Origin of the sequence: Nocardioides albertanoniae (genome assembly GCF_006716315.1) — a bacterium.
Taxonomy (GTDB): Bacteria; Actinomycetota; Actinomycetes; order Propionibacteriales; family Nocardioidaceae; genus Nocardioides; species Nocardioides albertanoniae.
In genome coordinates, this window is the sequence record NZ_VFOV01000001.1 from 1067189 (window position 1) to 1086513 (window position 19325).

Sequence of the window (19325 nt, forward strand, 5' to 3'; positions counted from 1 at the left end):
CGGGCGCGCGGATCCGACCACAGGCGACCCTGGCGTACGCAGATCTGCGTGCAGGTCAGGCGAGCGCGACCGGGAGCCCGAGCGAGCGCAGGTCGGAGCGGAGCTTCTCGGCTCCGGTGAACTGGAACGCGCGCATCCCGAGCTCGGCGGCGGCCGCCACGTTGACGGCGCTGTCGTCGACGAACGCGAGCCGGTCGAGCGCGGTGCCGGCGCGCTCGGCGAGCAGGCGGAAGATCGCCGGGTCGGGCTTGGCCAGCTTCGCCTCTCCGGAGACGACCACGTCGCGGAGCAGCCCGATGACGTCGTAGTTCGCGGGAGCATGCGGGTAGAGCTCGGCCGACCAGTTGGTCAGCCCGAGCTGTGGCACGTCAGCGGCGTCGAGCTCGCGGACGATCTCATGGGTGCCGAGGACCGGCCCGAGCAGCGCGAGCCTGAAGTTGTCGACGTACGCCGCCGCAGCGGCGAGCCACTGCGGCGCCTCGTCCTGGAGCACCCGGAGCGCCTCCGCCCAGGTGCGGCCGGCGTCTTGGGCGTGGTTCCACGCACCGAAGTCGTAGGTGCTCAGGAACGCCCGCGCGTCGGCGTCACCCACACCGGCCGCGATCGCCGGGAGCGGGTCCCACCTGATGAGGACCTGCCCGAAGTCCCAGACGACCCCATCCACCTCAGAGGTGGACGGGGTCGGGGTTCGGAGAGGTGCGGTCACCGTCCAGATCACGCCCAGCGCACGTCGCGCGGGACGAAGTCGAGGCCGCGCTCGCCGGTGTAGATCTGCTTCGGACGGGCGATCTTCTGCTCCTTGTCCTGCACGAGCTCGAGCCACTGGGAGAGCCAGCCGGGCGTACGCCCGATGGCGAACAGCACGGTGAACATCTCGGGCGGGAACTCCAGGGCCTCGTAGATGAGGCCGGAGTAGAAGTCGACGTTGGGGTAGAGCTTGCGGCTGACGAAGTATTCGTCCTCCAGCGCGATCTTCTCCAGCTCCATCGCGATCTCGAGCAGCGGGTTGGTGCCGGTGACCTCGAAGACGTTGAGCGCCTGCTGCTTGATGATCTTCGCCCGCGGGTCGTAGTTCTTGTAGACCCGGTGGCCGAAGCCCATCAGCCGCTCGTTGCCGTCCTTGACGCCGGCGATGAAGGCGGGGATGTTCTCCACCTTGCCGATGCGGCGCAGCATCCGCAGGACCGCCTCGTTGGCGCCGCCGTGGAGCGGGCCGAAGAGGGCGCCGACGCCGGCCGAGACCGACGAGTAGGGGTCGACCTGGGTCGAGCCGACCGACCGCACCGCGTTGGCGGAGGCGTTCTGCTCGTGGTCGGCGTGGAGGATGAAGAGCGTGTCGAGCGCCTTCTCGATGCGCTCGTCGGGGGCGTACTTGCTCTCGCTCATCTTGAAGAGCATGGACAGGAAGTTGCCGGTGTAGGAGAGGTCGTTGTCCGGGTAGACGTAGGGCTTGCCCTGCGCGTGCCGGAAGGCCCAGGCGCCGAGGGTCGGCATCTTGGCGATCAGCCGGATGATCTGCAGACGACGGTTCTCGGGGTCGGAGATGTTGGCGGCGTCCGGGTAGAACGTCGACATCGCACCGACGGAGGCCATCAGCATGCCCATCGGATGGGCGTCGTAGCGGAAGCCCTCCATGAACTCCTTGATGTTCTCGTGCACGAACGTGTGGTAGGTGATCTCGTGCACCCACGCGTCGTACTGCTCCTTGGTCGGCAGCTCGCCGTGGACCAGGAGGTAGGAGACCTCGAGGAAGCTCGACTTCTCGGCGAGCTGCTCGATCGGATAGCCGCGATACTCGAGCACGCCCTTGTCACCGTCGATATAGGTGACGGACGAACGACACGAGGCGGTGTTGACGAAGCCGGGGTCGTATACGGCCAAGCCGGGGCCATCTTCTTGGGTGGCCGGGTCTGCGGCCTTGATCTTCCCCAGGTCGGCGGCGCGGATGGTGCCGTCGGTGATCGGGATGTCGTACTCCACCCCGGTGCGGTTGTCACGCACAGTTAGAGATTCGGTCACGATCAGCAACGTTAACGCTCTTGAAATCGCCTACGTAACTCGGCATCCCACCCATTGGCCGATTTGGGCCTCAGCGATGGCGCCGTTTCTGGGCCGGTCTGGTGTCACCGGACGGCTCGTCGTCGCCGAACCGGGTCAACGCGTCGCGTAGTCGGTGGAGGTCGAGCGCGGTCTGCACCGAACGCTCGTTCATCGAATCGTCTTCCCCACGGAGCGCACGCAGCGCACCCTCGACGTCGCTCTGGCTCGGCTCCCCGGTCATGGGCACATAATCTAGGTGCCCGGGCCAAAGAACGCGGATTCTGGGTGGCAGATTTCTGTCAGAAGTCGGTGAGTCCGGGCGCGCAGCATGGTAAGTCGCCAGTCGTCATCATGGTCGGGGGACACGATGCTGCGGATTCACTTCACCTGCGAGGACCTTGCCCGCGTCAGGATCGCCGACGGTCCCGACGCGCTCTGGGAGGTGCAGCTCAGCCTGCACGCGCTCCAGACGCACGGACGCGCCGTGGAGCTGGCGCGATGGCGCCGGCAGACCATGCACCTGCTGCCGCGAGACGTGCTGTGCCCGCTCGCCGAGATCGCGCCCCCGCGCGGGATCTCACCGGACTTCATGACGCCGTCGGGCGGAGGCCACGGGTTCGGTGACGGGATGGAGATCTCCTTGCGTACGCCGAAGGGCGCGATCTCCGCGCAGCTCGCCGCGATGGCGAGCCGGCGGCGGTTGACCCCCTGGCTCGAGGCCGTACGTCGTGCCGAGGCGGCGGCGCTGCGTACGTTGGGGAAGGCGATGGCGATCTACCACGAGGGTGCGATCGCGCCGGTGTGGCGCTCGTTGAGCGACGTGGTCGCGGCCGACCGGCACCTGCGTGCCCGGCAGATGTCGGAGGGCGGCCTGGAGGCGGTGCTGGGCGGCCTCCCCGGGTGCCGATGGCGGGCGCCCGTGCTGGAGATCGACAACTACACCGATGCCGAGATACACCTCGAGGGCCGCGGACTCCTGCTCCAGCCGTCCTACTTCTGCGAGCCGGAGACCCCGTTCAAGCTGTGCGATCCCGGACCCGAGCCGATGCTGGCCTACCCCACCGCCAAGCCGGCCACCGGGCTCACGGCTTCGGTCGAGTCCTCGGGGGCGCCCGGTCAGCCGGTGAGCGCCCTGCTCGGACGTACGCGTGCTGCCGCGCTCGCAGCGGTGCGGTCGGGGTGCTCGACCGGTGAACTGGCGCGCCGGTGCGAGATCTCGGTCGGCTCGGCCAGCCAGCAGGCGAGCATCCTGCGCGAAGGCGGCCTCATCACCACGCGTCGCGAGGGCGCCTCGGTCCGTCACGAGATCACCAGGCTCGGGTCGCAGGTGCTGAGCGGGGCCGCGGCGTCCTGATACACCTTTCGGCCCTGGCCAAATAGGTTTCGCCGAGGTGCCGGTCGATCGGAGTCTCGGAGGGTCATTCCTCCACATCCGATCCATCCGAAAGGCAATCTCATGATCAAGCGCATCATCGCTGTAGCAGCACTCTCGATGGCGGCCACCACCTTCGCCTCCGGCGCGGTGGCTGCGACGGACGGGAGCCGGGACGTGAAGTCCGGCGGCTCGCCGGAGCCGGTCGGCACGGCCGCTCACTCGCCGTCGGTCTCGCCGGCCGCGGAGAAGACCTTCCACAAGAAGGGCGGACTCCTCGACTACAACTGCCCGAAGGGTCGCCTCTGCGTGGACGCGTGGGATCCGGTCAAGGAGGAGTTCAAGATCTTCCAGTTCTACCAGTGCAAGACCTACTCGCTGAAGTACTTCGGTGGCTACCCCGGCATCTACGTGAACGACCAGACCGGGGGCGAGGACGGGGTCGCGAAGTTCCTGACCAAGTCGGGGAAGGCGAAGGTCACCTCCCAGCCGGTGAACGAGCAGGAGCAGATCGACTGGGACCCGATCTGGTACATCAAGTCGTGCCCGAGCTGAGCTGAACCACCAGCCATCCGGCAGACGGAGCGTGGGTGACCTCGACAGCGAGGTCGCCCACGCTCCGTCTCCGTCGTGGGTCAGCCCGCCAGGGCCCGACGGACGAACTCCTCGCGGGTCGCGACCGAGGCGCGCGAGACGGCCGCCTGGCCGGCGACCTGGTCGAACCCGTGGAACCCGCCGCCCCACATGTGGAGGTCGACGCTGACGCCCGCCTCCGAGAGCCGGCGGGCATAGGTCAGCGTCTCGTCGCGGAAGGTCTCCACCGAGCCGGTGTCGATATAGGTGCGGGGGAGGCCGGTGAGGTCCTCGGCGCGTGCTGGTGCGGCGTACGGGGTGACGTCGGGGCCGCCTCGGCGCTCGCCGAGCAGCGCGGTCCAGCCGAACAGGTTGGAGTTGCGGTCCCAGACGCCCTCCTCGTCGAGCATCTGGCTGCTGTGGGTCTCGAGGCGGTCGTCGAGCATCGGACAGATCAGGATCTGGTGGGTCAGCCGGGGGAAGCCGCGGTCACGGGCGAGCAGTGCGGTGCCGGCAGCCAGGCCGCCGCCCGCGCTCGATCCGCCGATCATGATGCGCTCGGGGTCGACCCCGAGCGTCGCGGCGTTCTTCGCCGTCCAGACGAGGCCGGCGTAGCAGTCTTCGACGGGTGCCGGGTCGGGGTGCTCGGGGGCGAGGCGATACTCCACCGAGACGACCACGGCGCTGCCGTCGGCGACGTGGGGGAGGAAGGCGTCGACGCCGGCCATGCGGTTGCCCATGACCATGCCACCGCCGTGGGTGTGGAAGATCGCCGGGCGAGGGGCGCTCTCGGCGACCGGCCGCAGGACCAGCAGCGTGATCTCCGGTGCTCCTGCCGGCCCCGGTGCCTGGAACTCCTCGATCCTGACCGCTCCGCCCGCGGTCAGATCCACCGGCTCGATGTCCGAGAACCCCTCGGCGTTCCGTCGTCGCGCGGCCTCCAGGGTCTGTGCCGAGACCGTCGCGGTCTCACCGGCCTCGGCCCGCAGCGTCTCGAGCACGGGCACGAGCTCGGGGTCGAACGGCGGGCGAGCGGGGGTCTCGGGACAGTTCGCGGTCATGGACCACTCCTTCGAGGTCGGGGGCACAGGTCGGGATGCGGCCCCAGCCTCCTCCACCGGCGCCCTGCTCGCACAGGCCGGTGCCGTCAGGTGGGCGATCGCGAAACCGATGTGCGGTCGAAGGGTGCGCCGGGGGAGAATGGGTGACCTCATGTCCGAGTCCGACCAGTCCGTTGCGCCGTCCATCGTGATCACCTACCCCGCCGAGCTTCCGGTCAGTCAGCGCCGCGACGACATCGCCGCCGCGATCCGCGACCACCAGGTGGTGATCGTCGCGGGCGAGACCGGATCGGGGAAGACGACCCAGCTGCCCAAGATCTGCCTGGAGCTCGGGCGCGGTTCGAACGGGATCATCGGACACACCCAGCCCCGCCGGATCGCGGCGCGCTCGGTCGCCGAGCGGATCGCCTCCGAGCTCGGCACCGAGCTGGGCGACCTGGTCGGCTACCAGGTGCGGTTCATGGACAAGTCGTCCAAGGCGTCCCGGATCAAGCTGATGACCGACGGCATCCTGCTGGCCGAGCTGCAGCGCGACCGCGACCTGCGCCGCTACGACACGATCATCATCGACGAGGCTCACGAGCGCTCGCTCAACATCGACTTCCTGCTGGGCTACCTGCGCCGGCTGCTGCCGCGACGGCCCGACCTGAAGGTGATCATCACCTCGGCCACCATCGACCCGGAGCGGTTCGCGGCCCACTTCGCCGACGCCTCGGGTGAGCCCGCACCGATCATCGAGGTCTCCGGGCGTACGTATCCGGTCGAGGTGCGCTACCGGCCGCTGATGGAGCTCTCCGAGGAGGACGAAGAGGGCGACGTCGTCGTCCGCGACCAGACCGAGGCCATCGTCGACGCGGTCAAGGAGCTCTCCGCCGAGGGGCCCGGCGACGTGCTGGTCTTCCTGCCGGGCGAGCGGGAGATCAGGGACGCGGCTGACGCCCTGGGTGACGCGCTCGGGCTGAACAAGGGGCGCTCCGGGACCGGTCTCGTCGAGATCGTCCCGTTGTTCTCCCGGCTTTCCGCGGCCGACCAGCACCGGGTCTTCTCACCCCACACCGGCCGCCGGATCGTGCTCGCGACCAACGTCGCCGAGACCTCGCTGACGGTGCCCGGGATCAAGTACGTCGTCGACACCGGTGTCGCCCGCATCTCGCGCTACTCCGCACGCACCAAGGTGCAGCGGCTGCCCATCGAGCCCATCTCGCAGGCCTCGGCCAACCAGCGGTCGGGGCGTACGGGGCGGGTCGAGGCGGGCATCGCGATCCGGCTCTACTCCGAGGAGGACTTCCTCGGGCGCGACGAGTTCACCGACCCGGAGATCCTGCGGACCAACCTGGCCTCGGTCATCCTCCAGATGGCGTCCCTCGGTCTCGGTGACATCGCCCGCTTCCCGTTCGTGGAGGCGCCTGATCGGCGCAACATCACGGCCGGCGTACAGCTTCTCGAGGAGCTCGGCGCGATGCGCGGGCAGCGGCTGACGAAGCTGGGCCGGCGGCTGGCCAGGCTGCCGATCGACCCGCGGCTGGCGCGGATGGTGCTCGAGGCCGAGCGGCTGGGCTGCGTACGCGACGTCATCGTCGTCGCTGCCGCGCTCTCGCTCCAGGACCCGCGGGAGCGGCCGGGGCAGGACCACCCCAAGGAGCAGGCACAGGCCGACCAGCTGCACGCCCGGTTCAAGGACGAGACCTCCGACTTCCTCACCTGGCTGAATCTGTGGCGCTATCTGAAGGAACAGCAGCGCGAGCTCTCCTCGAGCGCGTTCCGGCGGCTGTGCAAGCGGGAGTTCCTGCACTACGTACGCGTGCGGGAGTGGCAGGACCTCGAGTCGCAGCTGCGGCAGGTGTGCCGGGAGATGAAGATCGACCTCGGCAGGGCGACGGTGGTCGAGTCTGCTGAGACCGACGGCGAGACTTCGCTGAACTCGGAGGGGGCAGCCTACGACGCCGACGGGATCCACCAGGCGCTGCTCTCGGGGCTGCTCTCGCACATCGGGGCGTTGGAGGAGCGCGACGCGAAGGCCGACGGTGCGCGTGCGCGGGAGAAGCGCCGGCCGGGGCCACGGGAGTATCAGGGAGCCCGCGGGGCGAAGTTCGCGATCTTCCCCGGATCGGCGCTGCACCGGAAGAACCCGCAGTTCGTGATGTCGTCGGAGCTCGTCGAGACCTCGCGGCTCTGGGCGCGGCAGAACGCCGCGATCAAGCCCGAGTGGGCCGAGAAGCTCGGTCGTGACCTGGTCAAGCGCACCTACTCCGAGCCGGTGTGGTCACAGAAGCGCGCCTCGGTGATGGCGCGGGAGAAGGTGACGCTCTACGGGGTGCCGCTGGTCGCCGACCGGCCGGTCGCCTTCGGCAAGATCGACCCCGAGCTCTCCCGCGAGCTCTTCATCAGGCACGCCCTGGTCTATGGCGAGTGGCGCACCAACCACCGGTTCCTGCGCGACAACGCCAGGCTGGTGGAGGAGGCCGAGGAGCTCGAGCACCGGGCTCGTCGTCGCGACATCGTGGTCGACGAGCACGCGCTCTTCGACTTCTACGACCGCCGGCTCCCCGACACGATCGTCTCCGGCGCCCACTTCGACCAGTGGTGGAAGCAGGCGCGTCGGGAGAGCCCCGACCTGCTCGCCTTCGACCTCTCGATGCTCACCAACGAGGCCGCCGGTGAGGTCACCGACAGCGACTTCCCGGCGCAGTGGGACCTGCAGGGTCCTGGCGGCGGCCCGCTGACGTTCCCATTGAGCTACCACTTCGAGCCCGGCACGGCCGACGACGGGCTCACCATCGACGTGCCGGTCGCCACCCTCAACCGGGTCGGCGCCGACGACTTCTCCTGGCTCGTGCCGGGCCTGCGCGAAGAGCTCGTCACCGCGCTGATCCGTTCGCTGCCCAAGCAGCTCCGGGTCAGCTTCGTGCCTGCCCCCGACAAGGCCCGCACCTTCCTGCGGGAGACCCCGGCGGGGGAGGAGCCGCTGCTGACCGCTCTGGAGCGGTGGGCGCGCTCGACCGCGGGCGTCCACATCCCGCGCGAGGCGTGGGACTGGGACAAGGTCCCCGAGCACCTGCGCCCGACCTATCGCGTGGTCGGGGAGAACGGCCGGGTCACCGCTCGGGGCAAGGATCTCGACGGTCTCAAGGAGCCGCTCAAGGGCGAGTTCGAGGCGGCCATCGCCGAGGTCGCGGCCTCGGGCGGACACACCCGCAGCGGCGAGACGACCTGGGTCTTCGGCGACATCTCCGCGACCGTGACCGAGAAGCGCGCGGGTCATGAGGTGACGGTGTTCCCGTGCCTCACCGACGAAGGTGCCTCCGTCGGCCTCGTGGTGGCGGGCTCGGCCGAGGAGGCCGAGGCTCGGCACCGACTGGGGGTCGTACGCCTCCTGCTCCTGGCGCTTCCCGACGTCGGCAAGCAGGTCGTCGACGGGCTCTCCACCATGGAGAAGCTGGCACTGGCGGGGTCTCCCTACCCGAGCGCCGCCGAGCTCGTCGAGGACTGTCGAGCCGCCGTCGTGCGTCAGCTGGTCGATGCCCGCCCGCTGCCGCGGACCTCTCAGGCGTACGCCGCAGTGCTGGCCGCGGCGGGCACGCCGGCCGATCTGACGACGGCTGTTCGTGCGGTGCTCGCCGACGTGATGCGGGCCCTCGACGCCTATCGCGAGACCGACAAGGCGCTCTCCGGGCGGGCCGACATGTATCAGCTGCCGGCCCTGACCGACATGAAGGAGCAGCTCGCTCGCCTGGTGCACCGCGGGTTCGTCGCGGAAGCGGGCGCGACCCAGATCAGGCGCTATCCGACCTATCTCAAGGCGATCGTCGAGCGGCGCCGCAAGCTCGACGCCGACCTGCGCGCCGATCGCACCACCCACGACCGCATCGCCTCCCTCCAGGACGCCTACCTGCACCAGGTCGAGGCGCTGGCTGAGGGCCGGCCACCGGGGCCGCGACTGCGACAGCTGCGCTGGATGCTCGAGGAATATCGCGTACAGCTCTGGGCCCAGCACCTCGGCACCGCCGAGAAGGTCTCCGACGCGCGCATCCGCAAGCTGCTCGGCTAAGCGGTCGTGCTGCTGGAACGGGCCGGCGCGACGAGGGGTAACACGTCGTTCGTAGGACTACTCGCCCGTTCTGAACGACCGGATAGTCCTCCGAACGACGTGTTACAGCGCGCGGCGGCCCGCTAGGCTCGAACGGATGGCCAGAGAGTTTCATTCGCCGATGCGTCCCGGGGACGGCTTCTTCGACTCCCTCCTCGGGGGCGACGATCCTGCGCTGGTGCAGGAGGCGGCCGACACGGCGGCGACGGCGCTCGTACGCGGCGCGCGCGACAGCGACGACCCGGCTGTGGCCGAACGGATCCTGCACCTGGCCGAGTCCGAGGGCATCGAGACGATCGCCGAGGTCTGGTCGGGCTCGCCGGCAGAGTCGCTGGCCGGCTGCCTGTGGCGGCTCTACCTGCTGCGCAGCTGGGTCTACGCCGACCCGGTCGGGGCGGCGCGCGAGTTCGAGGCCGGGCGCGCGAAGGCGCAGGTCGCGCAGGTGGTGGCCGGTGTCGGGAGCCCTCCGGGGCCCGAGGAGCTCAAGTCGATGGTCGACGAGGTGCTGCGCGGCATCGTCACCAGCGACTTCGCCGACGTGCTGCTCCGCGCTGCCGCCTTCGCCCGCGTCGTCGCCGCCGGACGGGCAGCCCTCGACCCCGACGCGGACGGTAAGGACGTACGCAACATGCTGCTGCTCTCCGAGCAGCTCGAGGCCGCGGGACATGCCGAGCTCGCGCAGCGGCTCACCTGAGGATGTGTCGGCGGTTGTCAGCGCCGTTAGAATAGGTGCCGAACACGTCGGGCCGCGGCAGCCCCGGGTCCCAAAATTAGCCGCTACGAGCGGCCATGCGCCGTGAGGCGCTCCCGGTCCGGCGTGTTCTTCATCGTGATGGCGGCCAGGCGATGCGCTCGGCCTGGAGATCGTCGAAAAAGTGATCAACGACGCACCCGATCCGCTCCGGTGAGTGCGGAGATGGAGCCGGAGAGAGGATCCCGGCCAGCGCTTTCTCAGGATCTGTCCAGGTAGGTATCGTAAAGTGAATCGCTGGTAAACCGGGTCTGTGGTTCCATCACAGACCCGGTCTTGGTGTTGAGATGGAGGAAATGGTGCGGCGCACGCGGCTGACAACGGCGCTTCTCGCGACGGTTCTCACGGCGACGCTCGCCGCCTGCGGTGGTGAACCGGCCCCGGAGCCGTCACCGAGCGCCGCGACGAAGGCGCCGGCCAAGGCGACGCTCGTCTTCGGCGTCTCGGGCCACAAGAAGCTGGTCGACACCTACAAGCAGCTAGCGGCCGAATACACCCGCGCCGTCCCCAACGTCACCGTCGAGGTGAAGTCCTGGCCCACCGAGGACCAGCTCACCGCCGCGATGAAGAGCGGGGAGAAGGTCGACGTGGTGCTCACCCCGCGCGCCGACGTGGCCGGTTTCGCCGAAGACAAGCGGATCCAGCCCGTCGACACCTTGCTGGAGGCTCGCAACGTCGACTTCGGCGACAAGTACTCCCGTGAGGCGATGGAGGACTTCTCCGTCGACCGTCGCCTCGAGTGCATGCCCTACTCCGTCTCGCCGCAGGTCGTCTACGTCAACACCGGACTCGTCGACCTGGCCGGGATGAAGGAAGCCGGTGTGCCCACGCCGAGCGCCCGGGCCGACGGTTCGCTGCGCAACTGGACTCTCGAGCAGTTCAGCTCGACGATGACCTACGCCGGCGAGCACAAGAAGGGTGTGCGAGGCACCTACGTCGAGCAGAACCTCTCGGCGCTCATGCCCTGGCTCGCCGGTGCCGGCGCCACCCTCTTCGACGACCCGCTGACTCCGACGTCCACGGCGCTCGGTGACTCCGCCGGCGCCTACGAGGACCTCGTCGAGGCGTTCAGCCAGCCCAACGTGCTGGCCACCAACAAGGACCTCGGCAAGCGCACCCCGTTCCAGGCCTTCAAGCAGGGCCGCCTGGTCGCGTTGGCCGGTGACCGGTCGCTGGTCTCCGACCTGCGCGCCACCGAGGGCATCGAGTGGGACGTGATGCCGATGCCGGGCGGCAACGGCACCACCGGTGAGTACGCTGGCCTGTGCATGGGCTCGAAGACCGCCGACGCCGACACCGCGGCCGACTTCCTCGCCTACCTCATCTCGACCGAGTCGGTCGTGAAGATGGTCCGCACCGGCCACTTCGTGCCGGTCAACTCCGAGGTCGGCTATGCGCCGGTCTTCACCCAGCCCGAGCGCAACCCCAAGAACGCCCGCATCTTCACCGACACCGTGCGTGACATGCAGGTGCTTCCCGAGGCCTCCCAGATCACCCAGCTGCAGAAGATCGCCGCCCAGGCCGTACGCGGTTCGATGACCGTCGCCGAGCCCGACCAGATCGAGGACTTCGCCGTTCAGATCGACGAGCTCTCCAAGACCGTCTTCCCCCAGCCCACCCCTTCCTCGTCCCCGTCGACCTCTCCCTCAGGCTCTCCCTCCCCGAGCGCCTGACGGTCGAGAGGTCAGGCCTGCAGGTCGAGAAGTCAGGCCCGCAGGGCGAGAAGTCACTTCTGCAGGCTGAGAGGTCAGACGGTGACGTGTCGACCTGCAGACGTGACGCCTCGGCCTGCAGGAGTGACTTCTCGGCTGCGGGGGTCAGGAGTCGGAGGAGTCGTCGTCGGGCTCGGCGTGCAGGATGGCGTCGGTGAGGAGCGGGGCGGTGAGGGCGATCTGCCAGCCTCGAGCGCCGAGGCCGGCGAGGCGCTCGATGATGTCGTCGAGGAGTGCGCCGGGCTCGCGGGTCTTGGGCGGAGCCCACATGGTGCGGCGCAGGAAGTCGGGGGTGAGGAGGTTCTCGGCGGGCAGGTTGCGCTCCTCGGCCAGAGCGTTGACCGACTCGCGGGCCAGGGCGAGGCGCCGTGCGGCGACCGGGTCCTTGTCGGACCACGCGCGCGGCGGGGGAGGGCCGTCGGAGCGGGGTGAGCGCACCGGCAGCTCGTCCTCGCCCATCGTGACGGCGTCGTCGAGCGCCTTGAGCCACGAGGTCACGTAGCGCTCGGCGCCACGACCGTGGAAGCCCTTCAGCCCGAGGAGCGAGGCCTTGTCCTGGGGGAGCTCCTGCGACGCGGCCACGATCGCGGCGTCGGGGATGATCCGGCTCGGCGTGACGTCGCGCTGCTGCGCGATCCGGTCACGCTCGGTCCACAGCCCGCGCACCGCGGCGAGACCGCGGCGGCCGCGGACGCGATGCATCCCGGACGTACGCCGCCAGGCATCGACGCGCACCGGCGCCTCGAAGCCGCGCAGCCAGTTGAACTCCTGCCGGGCCCACTCGTCCTTGCCCTGCTCGACGAGCTCGGCGGCGAGCGCTTCGCGGAGCTCGACGAGCACCTCGACATCGAGAGCTGCGTACTCGAGCCAGGCATCCGGCAGCGGCCGGGTCGACCAGTCGGCGGCCGAGTGCTCCTTGAGCATCGTGAACCCGAGCACGGTCTCGACCAGGGTGCCGAGCCCGACGCGCGGGTAGCCCAGCAGGCGTCCGGCGAGCTCGGTGTCGAACAGCGCCGTCGGGTGCAGCCCCAGCTCACTGAGGCACGGAAGGTCTTGGGTGGCGGCGTGCAGGATCCACTCGGTGCCGTCGAGCGCATCGATCAGGGGCTGCATCGTGGTCAGCCCGATCGGGTCGATCAGCCAGCTCCCGGACCCAACGCGTCGCAGCTGGAGGAGGTAGGCGCGGTTGGAGTAGCGATAGCCGGAGGCGCGCTCGGCGTCGATCCCGACGGGTCCGGTGCCGCGGGCGAGCGCCTCGGCGGCCTTGGCCAGGCCGTCGTCGGTGTCGATCACCGCGGGCAGCCCGTCGCGCAGCGTCAGCAGGGGAGCCGGCGCGACCTCTTCCTCGGTCTCCGGTGCGATCGCGGCTTCGGCCTTCGGGTCGGTCTTCGGGTCTGGGTTCTCGTTGTTCACGCGCCGCGCTGCCCCCGTCGGCTCGGCATGACGGTGACACCCTCCGGCACCGGAGGAAGTCCCGCGGCCGTGCAGAGCAGCTCGCCCCACGCCTCGGTATGTGGTTTCACGTCGGTAGCGCCTGCTGCGTCGCCGACGGGCGTCCAGGAGGCGCGGATCTCGATCTGGGCGGTGCCGTCCTCCTCGGACATCCCGCCATAGGCCTCGGTGGCGACCCTCGTCACGGTGCCCGCGGCAGCGACGTGCTCGGCGCCGTGTCCGGCCAGGGCGTCGACCAGCCAGGACCAGCCGACCTCGCCCAGCAGCGGGTCGCTGATGTGCTCGACGTCGATGTCGGCGCGCACGTAGGCGACCAGTCGGAAGGTGCCGGGGAGCCCGTTCACCGATCCCCAGGCGTCGTTGCCGTCCGGGTCGTGCAGCAGGATCAGTCGCCCGGTGGCCACGTCGACGTCGTCGATGGTCACGTCGGCCGACAGCGCTGCCGCGAACGGCGCGATCCGCTGCGGCGCGGGCATCTCCTCGCTCAGCACCTCGGGTCGAAAACTCGCGGCGCGCAGCCCTTCCGCAGCGGATCGGAAGGCGGCTGGACCGCTCTCCGCTCCCGCGGTGGGACGCGACTCTCCACGGACGACCATGTGAACAGCGTATGTCTTCGGCGCGATTCGCGATGTGCGTACACGCCGCGCCGGGTGGGACCATTGCCCAGTGGTAGCCATGAACTCCTCCGACGCGCTCGTCTCCTCGCCGTTCCTGCAGGCGCTCGCAGGGCAGAAGCCGAGCCGTACGCCGGTGTGGTTCATGCGTCAGGCGGGCCGTTCGCTGCCGGAGTATCTCAAGGTGCGTGAGGGCATCGGGATGCTCGAGTCGTGCCAGAACGCCGACCTGATCACCGAGATCACCCTCCAGCCCGTACGCCGCTACGGCGTCGACGCGGCCATCTTCTTCTCCGACATCGTGCTGCCGCTCAAGGCGGTCGGTGTCGATCTCGACATCAAGCCCGGTGTGGGCCCGGTGGTCGCTGACCCCGTACGCACGCTGGCCGACGTGGAGGCGATCCCGGATCTCGCCCCCGAGCACGTCACCTACATCACCGAGGCGGTGCACAACCTCGTCGGCGAGCTGGCCGGCATCAACGGCGGCACCCCGCTGATCGGCTTCGCCGGCGCCCCGTTCACCGTCGCCTCGTACCTGGTCGAGGGTGGCCCGTCGAAGGACTACGCCAAGACCAAGGCGCTCATGTTCGGCGCCCCCGACGTGTGGGATGCGCTGATGCGCAAGATCGCCGGCATCTCGGCGGCGTTCTTGGAGGTCCAGGTGCGCGCGGGCGCGTCCGCGGTGCAGCTCTTCGACTCCTGGGCCGGTGCCTGCAACCCCGCCGACTACGAGCGGTTCGTGCTGCCCTACTCCGCCGGCGTGCTCAGCCGCATCGGTGAGCTGGGGGTGCCGCGCATCCACTTCGGCGTCAACTCCTCCATGCTGCTCCCGCAGATGGGCCGCGCCGGCGCCGAGGCGGTCGGTGTCGACTGGCGCACCCCGCTCGACTGGGCGATCGGCCAGCTCGGCGACGACTTCGTCGTCCAGGGCAACCTCGATCCGGCCCTCGTCTTCGCGCCCACCGAGGTGATGCTCGATCAGGCCGCGAGCATCATCGAGACCGGTCGGCAGGCGAAGAGCCACATCTTCAACCTCGGCCACGGTGTCATCCCGTCGACCGACCCCGACCAGCTCGCGCGGCTCACGGAGTTCGTGCAGAGCCGCTGACCCCGCGGGCGGTCGCGGCGAGCAGCTCGAGCAGGCTGTGCGTGCCCGAGGTCGTACGTGCCTGGTGCCGCCGCACGGCCGTCATCGTGACCCGGGACCGGTCTCCGGCGAGGGGGCGCGCGGTGATGTGACCGCCGCTCTCACGAGGGTCACCGATCACGCTGTAGTCGGGCAGCAGGGTGAGCCCGAGCCCCTCGGCGACCATCATCTTGCCCATCTCGGCACCGTCGGTGGCATGCCAGTGACGGGGGAGGTCGCGGCCGAAGACACGGTGGGCGAAACGGTGCATCAGGTAGCCGGCTCGCATCCCGACGAACGGCTCGTCGCGTAGGTCATCGACCGTGATCTCCTCGCGCTCGGCGAGCCGGTGTGCGGTGGGGACGACCACGACCGGTCGCCCACGCAGCAGCGTGGTGCCCTCGATGGTCGGCGGCAGGTCGTCGCCGTCGAGCAGGTTGACCAGGCCGACATCGATCGCGCCTTCGACCAGGGCGAGATAGATGTCCTCCTGCACGAGGGTGCGCACCTCGACGGTGGTGCGCGGGTGCTCGCTGCTGAAGCGGCGCAGGGTGGGGAGCAGCACGGTGGCGGTGCCGGCATGGACGGTGCCGACCCGCACCGAGCTGACTCCGGCGCTCTGGTCGCCGGCGGCCAGGCGCAGCCGGTCGACGGCCTCGAGCACGTCGGACATCGAGTGGAGCAGCTCCTGGCCCTCGCGGCTGATCCGCGCGCCGGCTCGGCGGCGGTCGAGGAGGGTGACGCCGAGCTCGCGCTCGAGCTTGGTGATCGCCTCGCTCAGCGCCGGCTGCGAGATGTGGAGGTGCTCGCTCGCGCGTCGCAGCGAGCCGTGCTGGGTCACGGCCGCGATGTACTCCAGCTGCTCGATCCTCATGGCGGTCTCCCTGGTGGTGGTGATGTGCAGGACCTGTCGGATCGACCTCGTGCGACAGGCAGCGCTTGTCACGGGATCGGGTCTTCCGGTTGTCCAGATGGGAAGACGGAAGCTTGTTTGGCGCTTAAGTGAATTATTTTAGTGGACATAAGCGACCCGAAGGAGACCCCCATGACGTCACCCGCAACCGATCCGCTGAAGTTCGCCTACTGGGTGCCCAACGTGAGCGGCGGCCTGGTGGTGAGCAAGATCGAGCAGCGCACCGACTGGAGCTACGACTTCAACAAGGAGCTCGCGCAGCTGGCCGAGAAGAACGGCTTCGAGTATGCCCTCACGCAGGTGCGCTACATGGCCTCCTACGGCGCGGCCTATCAGCACGAGTCGACCTCGTTCTCGCTCGCGCTGCTGCTGGCGACCGAGCGGCTGAAGGTGATCGCCGCCGTCCACCCCGGGCTGTGGCAGCCCGGCGTGCTCGCGAAGTTCCAGGCGACCGCCGACCACATCTCCGGCGGACGCGCGGCGGTCAACGTCGTCTCCGGCTGGTTCAAGGACGAGTTCACCAAGCTCGGCGAGCCGTGGCTCGAGCACGGTGAGCGCTACCGCCGCTCGGAGGAGTTCATCCGCTACCTGCGCGAGATCTGGACCTCTGATGCCGCCGAGCTCAACGGTGACTTCTACCGGCTGCACGACTTCGACCTCAAGCCGAAGCCGCTGGCCGGCGAGGGCCGGCCGCACCCGGAGATCTTCCAGGGCGGCAACTCCTCCGACGCCAAGGCGATGGCCGGCCGCGTCTCCGACTGGTACTTCGCCAACGGCAACACCCCTGAGGGCCTCGCCGCGCAGATCGCCGACGTCAACGCGGTCGCCGAGCCGCTGGGGCGCCGCGTCAGGTTCGGCATCAACGGCTTCATCGTCGCTCGTGACACCGAGAAGGAGGCGCGCGAGACCGTCCGGGAGATCATCGACAAGGCCGACCGGGAGGCTGTCGAGGGCTTCGGGTCGGCGGTGAAGCAGGCCGGCCAGTCGACCGGCGACAAGACCGGGATGTGGCAGGACTCCTCCTTCGAGGACCTGGTCCAGTACAACGACGGCTTCAAGACCGGGCTGGTCGGCACGCCCGAGCAGGTCGCCGAGCGGATCGTGGAGCTCAAGAGGGCCGGCGCCGACCTGATCCTCGGCGGCTTCCTGCACTACCTCGAAGACGTGGAGTACTTCGGTCAGCGCGTGCTCCCGATCGTGCGTGAGCTCGAGGCGCAGCAGCTGGAGCCCGCGGTTTGAGCACGATGGAGATCGCCCGGCTCGACACCGAGACCGCGCCCGCGGTGGCGCAGCGGCTGGCCGACGAGATCGCGCTCGGCGACGGCGGGCGCGACCGGGTCCGGGTGCTGCCTCACGACCAGGTCAAGGCGTACGCCGCCTCGGGTCTGGGCGCGATCACGGTGCCGCTGGAGTTCGGCGGCCCGGACCTTCCGGCGGCGACCGTCGCCGAGGTGTTCCGGCTGGTCTCCTGGGGCGACCCCAACGTCGGGCAGGTCCCGCACAGCCACTTCGTCTTCCTCAACCAGCTGCGCCTCAACGGCACCCGTGAGCAGCAGCAGCGGATCTACAGCGAGGTGCGCGCCGGTGCGCTGGTCGCCAACGCGCAGTCGGAGCTCGGCACCAAGCACGTGCGTGACATCCGTACGACGCTCACGCCCGCTCGGGAGCCGGGGGAGTGGCTGCTCAACGGCGAGAAGTTCTACTGCACCGGGTCGCTCTTCGCCGACTACCTCGCCGTGCTCACCCACCTCGACGTCGACGGGCCGCTGCACGTGGCCTGGGTGCGCGCCGAGACGCCGGGCATCGAGATCATCGACGACTGGGACGCCGTCGGGCAGCGTACGACCGGTTCTGGAACGGTTCGCTTCACAGATGTTCCCGTAGCGGACGATTGGGTGACGCCGTTCTCGGTCACCTTCGACGGGCCGACCACCTACGGGGCGTTCGCGCAGCTCCTGCACGCCGCCATCGACGCCGGGATCGCCCGGCGGGCACTGGACGAGGCCGGGGAGTTCGTGCGCACCAAGTCGCGTCCCTACCCCGACGCCATCGAGCTCGCCGGGGCCGAACGGGCCTGCGAGGACCCGCTGGTCGTGCACGCCTTCGGCGAGATGGAGCTGGCCGTACGCAGCGCCGAGGCCTTGCTGGCCGAGGCGGCCCGGCGCGTCGACGCGGCCGATGCCTCCCTCGGTGAGGAGTCGGCCGCGGAGGCCAGCCTGGCGGTGGCGGCCGCGCGGGCGACGGCGGCGAAGGTGTCGGTCGACGTCGCCAGCCGACTGCCCGAGGTCGCCGGCACCCGGGCGGCGCTGACGGCGACCAACCTCGACCGGCACTGGCGCAACGCCCGCACCCACACGCTTCACGACCCCACCTCGTGGAAGGTCCAGCACCTCGGGCGGTGGGCCGTCGAGGGCACCCGGCCACCTCGTCACGGGCAGATCTGACATCCCCTCCATCCCTCCCGAAAGGCAATGCATGAGCACCCTCAAGTTCCACTGGTTCCTCCCGACCAACGGCGGTGACGGCCGCCATGTGATCGGCGGCGGTCACGGCGTCAGCGCGATGGCGTCCGGGCGGCCGGCGACCGTGCCCTATCTCGGCCAGATCGCCCGCAGCGCCGAGCAGCTCGGGTTCGAGGCGGCGCTGACGCCGACCGGGGCGTGGTGCGAGGACGCCTGGGTGACGACCGCGATGCTCAGCTCGGTCTCGGAGCGGCTGAAGTTCCTAGTCGCCTTCCGGCCCGACTCGGTCTCGCCCTACCTGGCCGCGCAGATGGCGGGCACGTTCCAGAACCTGTCCGGTGAGCGGCTGCTGCTCAACGTCGTCACCGGCGGTGAGGACCACGAGCAGCGGATGTACGGCGACTTCCTCGACAAGGACTCGCGCTATGAGCGGTGCGGGGAGTTCCTGCACATCGTCCGCCGGCTCTGGGCAGGGGAGACGGTGACCTTCGAGGGCAAGCACCTCTCGGTCGACAACGCCCGGCTCGAGCAGCGGCCCACGCCGATCCCGGACGTCTACTTCGGCGGCTCCTCGCCGGCCGCGCTGGACGTCGCGGCCGAGCACGCCGACGTCTACCTGACCTGGGGCGAGCCGCCGGCGGCGGTCGCGGAGAAGATCGAGCGGGTGCGCAAGCTCGCCGCCGACCGCGGACGTGAGCTCCGCTTCGGGATCCGGCTCCACTCCATCGCCCGAGACACCTCGGCCGAGGCCTGGGCCGAGGCCGACCGGCTGCTGGAGAACATCTCCGACGAAGACATCGCACGCGTGCAGGCGGGGCTCTCGCGCAGCGCCTCGGAGGGGCAGCGGCGCATGCTGGAGCTCAACCAGGGCTCCCGCGACGGGCTCGAGATCCACCCCAACCTGTGGGCCGGCGTCGGCCTGGTCCGCGGCGGCGCCGGCACGGCTCTGGTCGGCTCCTACACCGAGATCGCCGACCTGGTCGAGGCCTACCACGAGGTCGGGATCTCCGAGTTCGTGCTCTCCGGCTACCCGCACCTGGAGGAGTCCTACTGGTTCGGTGAGGGCGTGCTGCCCGAGCTCGAGCGCCGGGGCCTGTGGTCCCACCCCGCCCCTGTCGTCGGCCGCGGAGCGGCGGTGCCGTTCGGCGCCGCGGCCCAGTAG

Annotated in this window: 16 protein-coding genes; 9 read left to right on the forward strand and 7 right to left on the reverse strand. The window is 69.8% G+C overall.

The annotated features are described in order from the left end of the window. Positions 1–55: 55 nt before the first annotated feature. The 3 genes from FB381_RS05165 to FB381_RS05175 all read right to left on the reverse strand — a co-directional run bounded on the left by FB381_RS05165 (position 56) and on the right by FB381_RS05175 (position 2281). Complete coding sequence (locus FB381_RS05165) at positions 56–664, reverse strand: HAD family hydrolase (RefSeq protein ID WP_246087966.1); 609 nt, start codon at positions 662–664, stop codon at positions 56–58. Between the two features lie 50 nt (positions 665–714). Continuing rightward, complete coding sequence (locus tag FB381_RS05170) at positions 715–2001, reverse strand: citrate synthase (protein WP_246087967.1); 1287 nt, start codon at positions 1999–2001, stop codon at positions 715–717. Between the two features lie 88 nt (positions 2002–2089). After that, the gene (locus FB381_RS05175) at positions 2090–2281 is read right to left on the reverse strand and encodes a hypothetical protein (RefSeq protein WP_141779299.1); all 192 of its coding nucleotides are present in this window, start codon (positions 2279–2281) and stop codon (positions 2090–2092) included. Between the two features lie 126 nt (positions 2282–2407). Between FB381_RS05175 and FB381_RS05180 the strand changes: the two genes are divergently transcribed. Further along, positions 2408–3394 (forward strand): ArsR/SmtB family transcription factor, encoded by a 987-nt coding sequence (locus tag FB381_RS05180; RefSeq protein ID WP_170225053.1) that lies wholly within the window; start codon positions 2408–2410, stop codon positions 3392–3394. A gap of 102 nt (positions 3395–3496) precedes the next feature. Next, positions 3497–3967, forward strand: coding sequence for a hypothetical protein (locus FB381_RS05185; RefSeq protein ID WP_141779301.1), 471 nt, complete (start codon positions 3497–3499; stop codon positions 3965–3967). An 80-nt stretch (positions 3968–4047) separates the two neighbouring features. Here the strand turns inward: FB381_RS05185 and FB381_RS05190 are convergent, their stop codons facing one another. Beyond that, positions 4048–5046, reverse strand: a complete 999-nt coding sequence (locus FB381_RS05190) for an alpha/beta hydrolase (RefSeq protein WP_141779302.1) — start codon at positions 5044–5046, stop codon at positions 4048–4050. A 151-nt stretch (positions 5047–5197) separates the two neighbouring features. Here FB381_RS05190 and hrpA point away from each other — a divergent pair, with 151 nt between their 5' ends. From hrpA to FB381_RS05205, 3 genes are all read left to right on the forward strand, one after another. After that, positions 5198–9094: an ATP-dependent RNA helicase HrpA gene (gene hrpA / locus FB381_RS05195; protein WP_246087968.1), complete on the forward strand. Its 3897-nt coding sequence runs from the start codon at positions 5198–5200 to the stop codon at positions 9092–9094. A gap of 136 nt (positions 9095–9230) precedes the next feature. Further along, entirely contained in the window at positions 9231–9827 is a 597-nt protein-coding gene (locus FB381_RS05200) for a hypothetical protein (RefSeq protein ID WP_246087969.1), read from the forward strand. Between the two features lie 353 nt (positions 9828–10180). Beyond that, positions 10181–11557 (forward strand): ABC transporter substrate-binding protein, encoded by a 1377-nt coding sequence (locus FB381_RS05205; RefSeq protein ID WP_170225054.1) that lies wholly within the window; start codon positions 10181–10183, stop codon positions 11555–11557. 144 nt (positions 11558–11701) lie between these two features. On the opposite strand, the gene FB381_RS05210 is transcribed toward FB381_RS05205, so the two are convergent. After that, the gene (locus FB381_RS05210; RefSeq protein WP_141779305.1) at positions 11702–13009 is read right to left on the reverse strand and encodes an HRDC domain-containing protein; all 1308 of its coding nucleotides are present in this window, start codon (positions 13007–13009) and stop codon (positions 11702–11704) included. Then, entirely contained in the window at positions 13006–13644 is a 639-nt protein-coding gene (locus FB381_RS05215) for a DUF3000 domain-containing protein (RefSeq protein WP_141779306.1), read from the reverse strand. Before FB381_RS05215 ends, FB381_RS05210 begins: the two co-directional genes overlap by 4 nt. A gap of 79 nt (positions 13645–13723) precedes the next feature. Between FB381_RS05215 and hemE the strand changes: the two genes are divergently transcribed. After that, positions 13724–14770, forward strand: coding sequence for a uroporphyrinogen decarboxylase (hemE, locus tag FB381_RS05220; protein ID WP_141779307.1), 1047 nt, complete (start codon positions 13724–13726; stop codon positions 14768–14770). On the opposite strand, the gene FB381_RS05225 is transcribed toward hemE, so the two are convergent. Continuing rightward, positions 14745–15662 (reverse strand): LysR family transcriptional regulator, encoded by a 918-nt coding sequence (locus FB381_RS05225; protein WP_141779308.1) that lies wholly within the window; start codon positions 15660–15662, stop codon positions 14745–14747. The genes hemE and FB381_RS05225 overlap by 26 nt on opposite strands. A gap of 171 nt (positions 15663–15833) precedes the next feature. Here FB381_RS05225 and sfnG point away from each other — a divergent pair, with 171 nt between their 5' ends. From sfnG to FB381_RS05240, 3 genes are read left to right on the forward strand one after another with little or no spacing between them, the layout of a single operon-like run. Beyond that, positions 15834–16940 (forward strand): dimethylsulfone monooxygenase SfnG, encoded by a 1107-nt coding sequence (gene sfnG / locus FB381_RS05230; protein ID WP_141779309.1) that lies wholly within the window; start codon positions 15834–15836, stop codon positions 16938–16940. A gap of 5 nt (positions 16941–16945) precedes the next feature. After that, the gene (locus tag FB381_RS05235) at positions 16946–18145 is read left to right on the forward strand and encodes an SfnB family sulfur acquisition oxidoreductase (protein ID WP_170225307.1); all 1200 of its coding nucleotides are present in this window, start codon (positions 16946–16948) and stop codon (positions 18143–18145) included. 31 nt (positions 18146–18176) lie between these two features. Continuing rightward, complete coding sequence (locus tag FB381_RS05240; protein WP_141779311.1) at positions 18177–19325, forward strand: LLM class flavin-dependent oxidoreductase; 1149 nt, start codon at positions 18177–18179, stop codon at positions 19323–19325.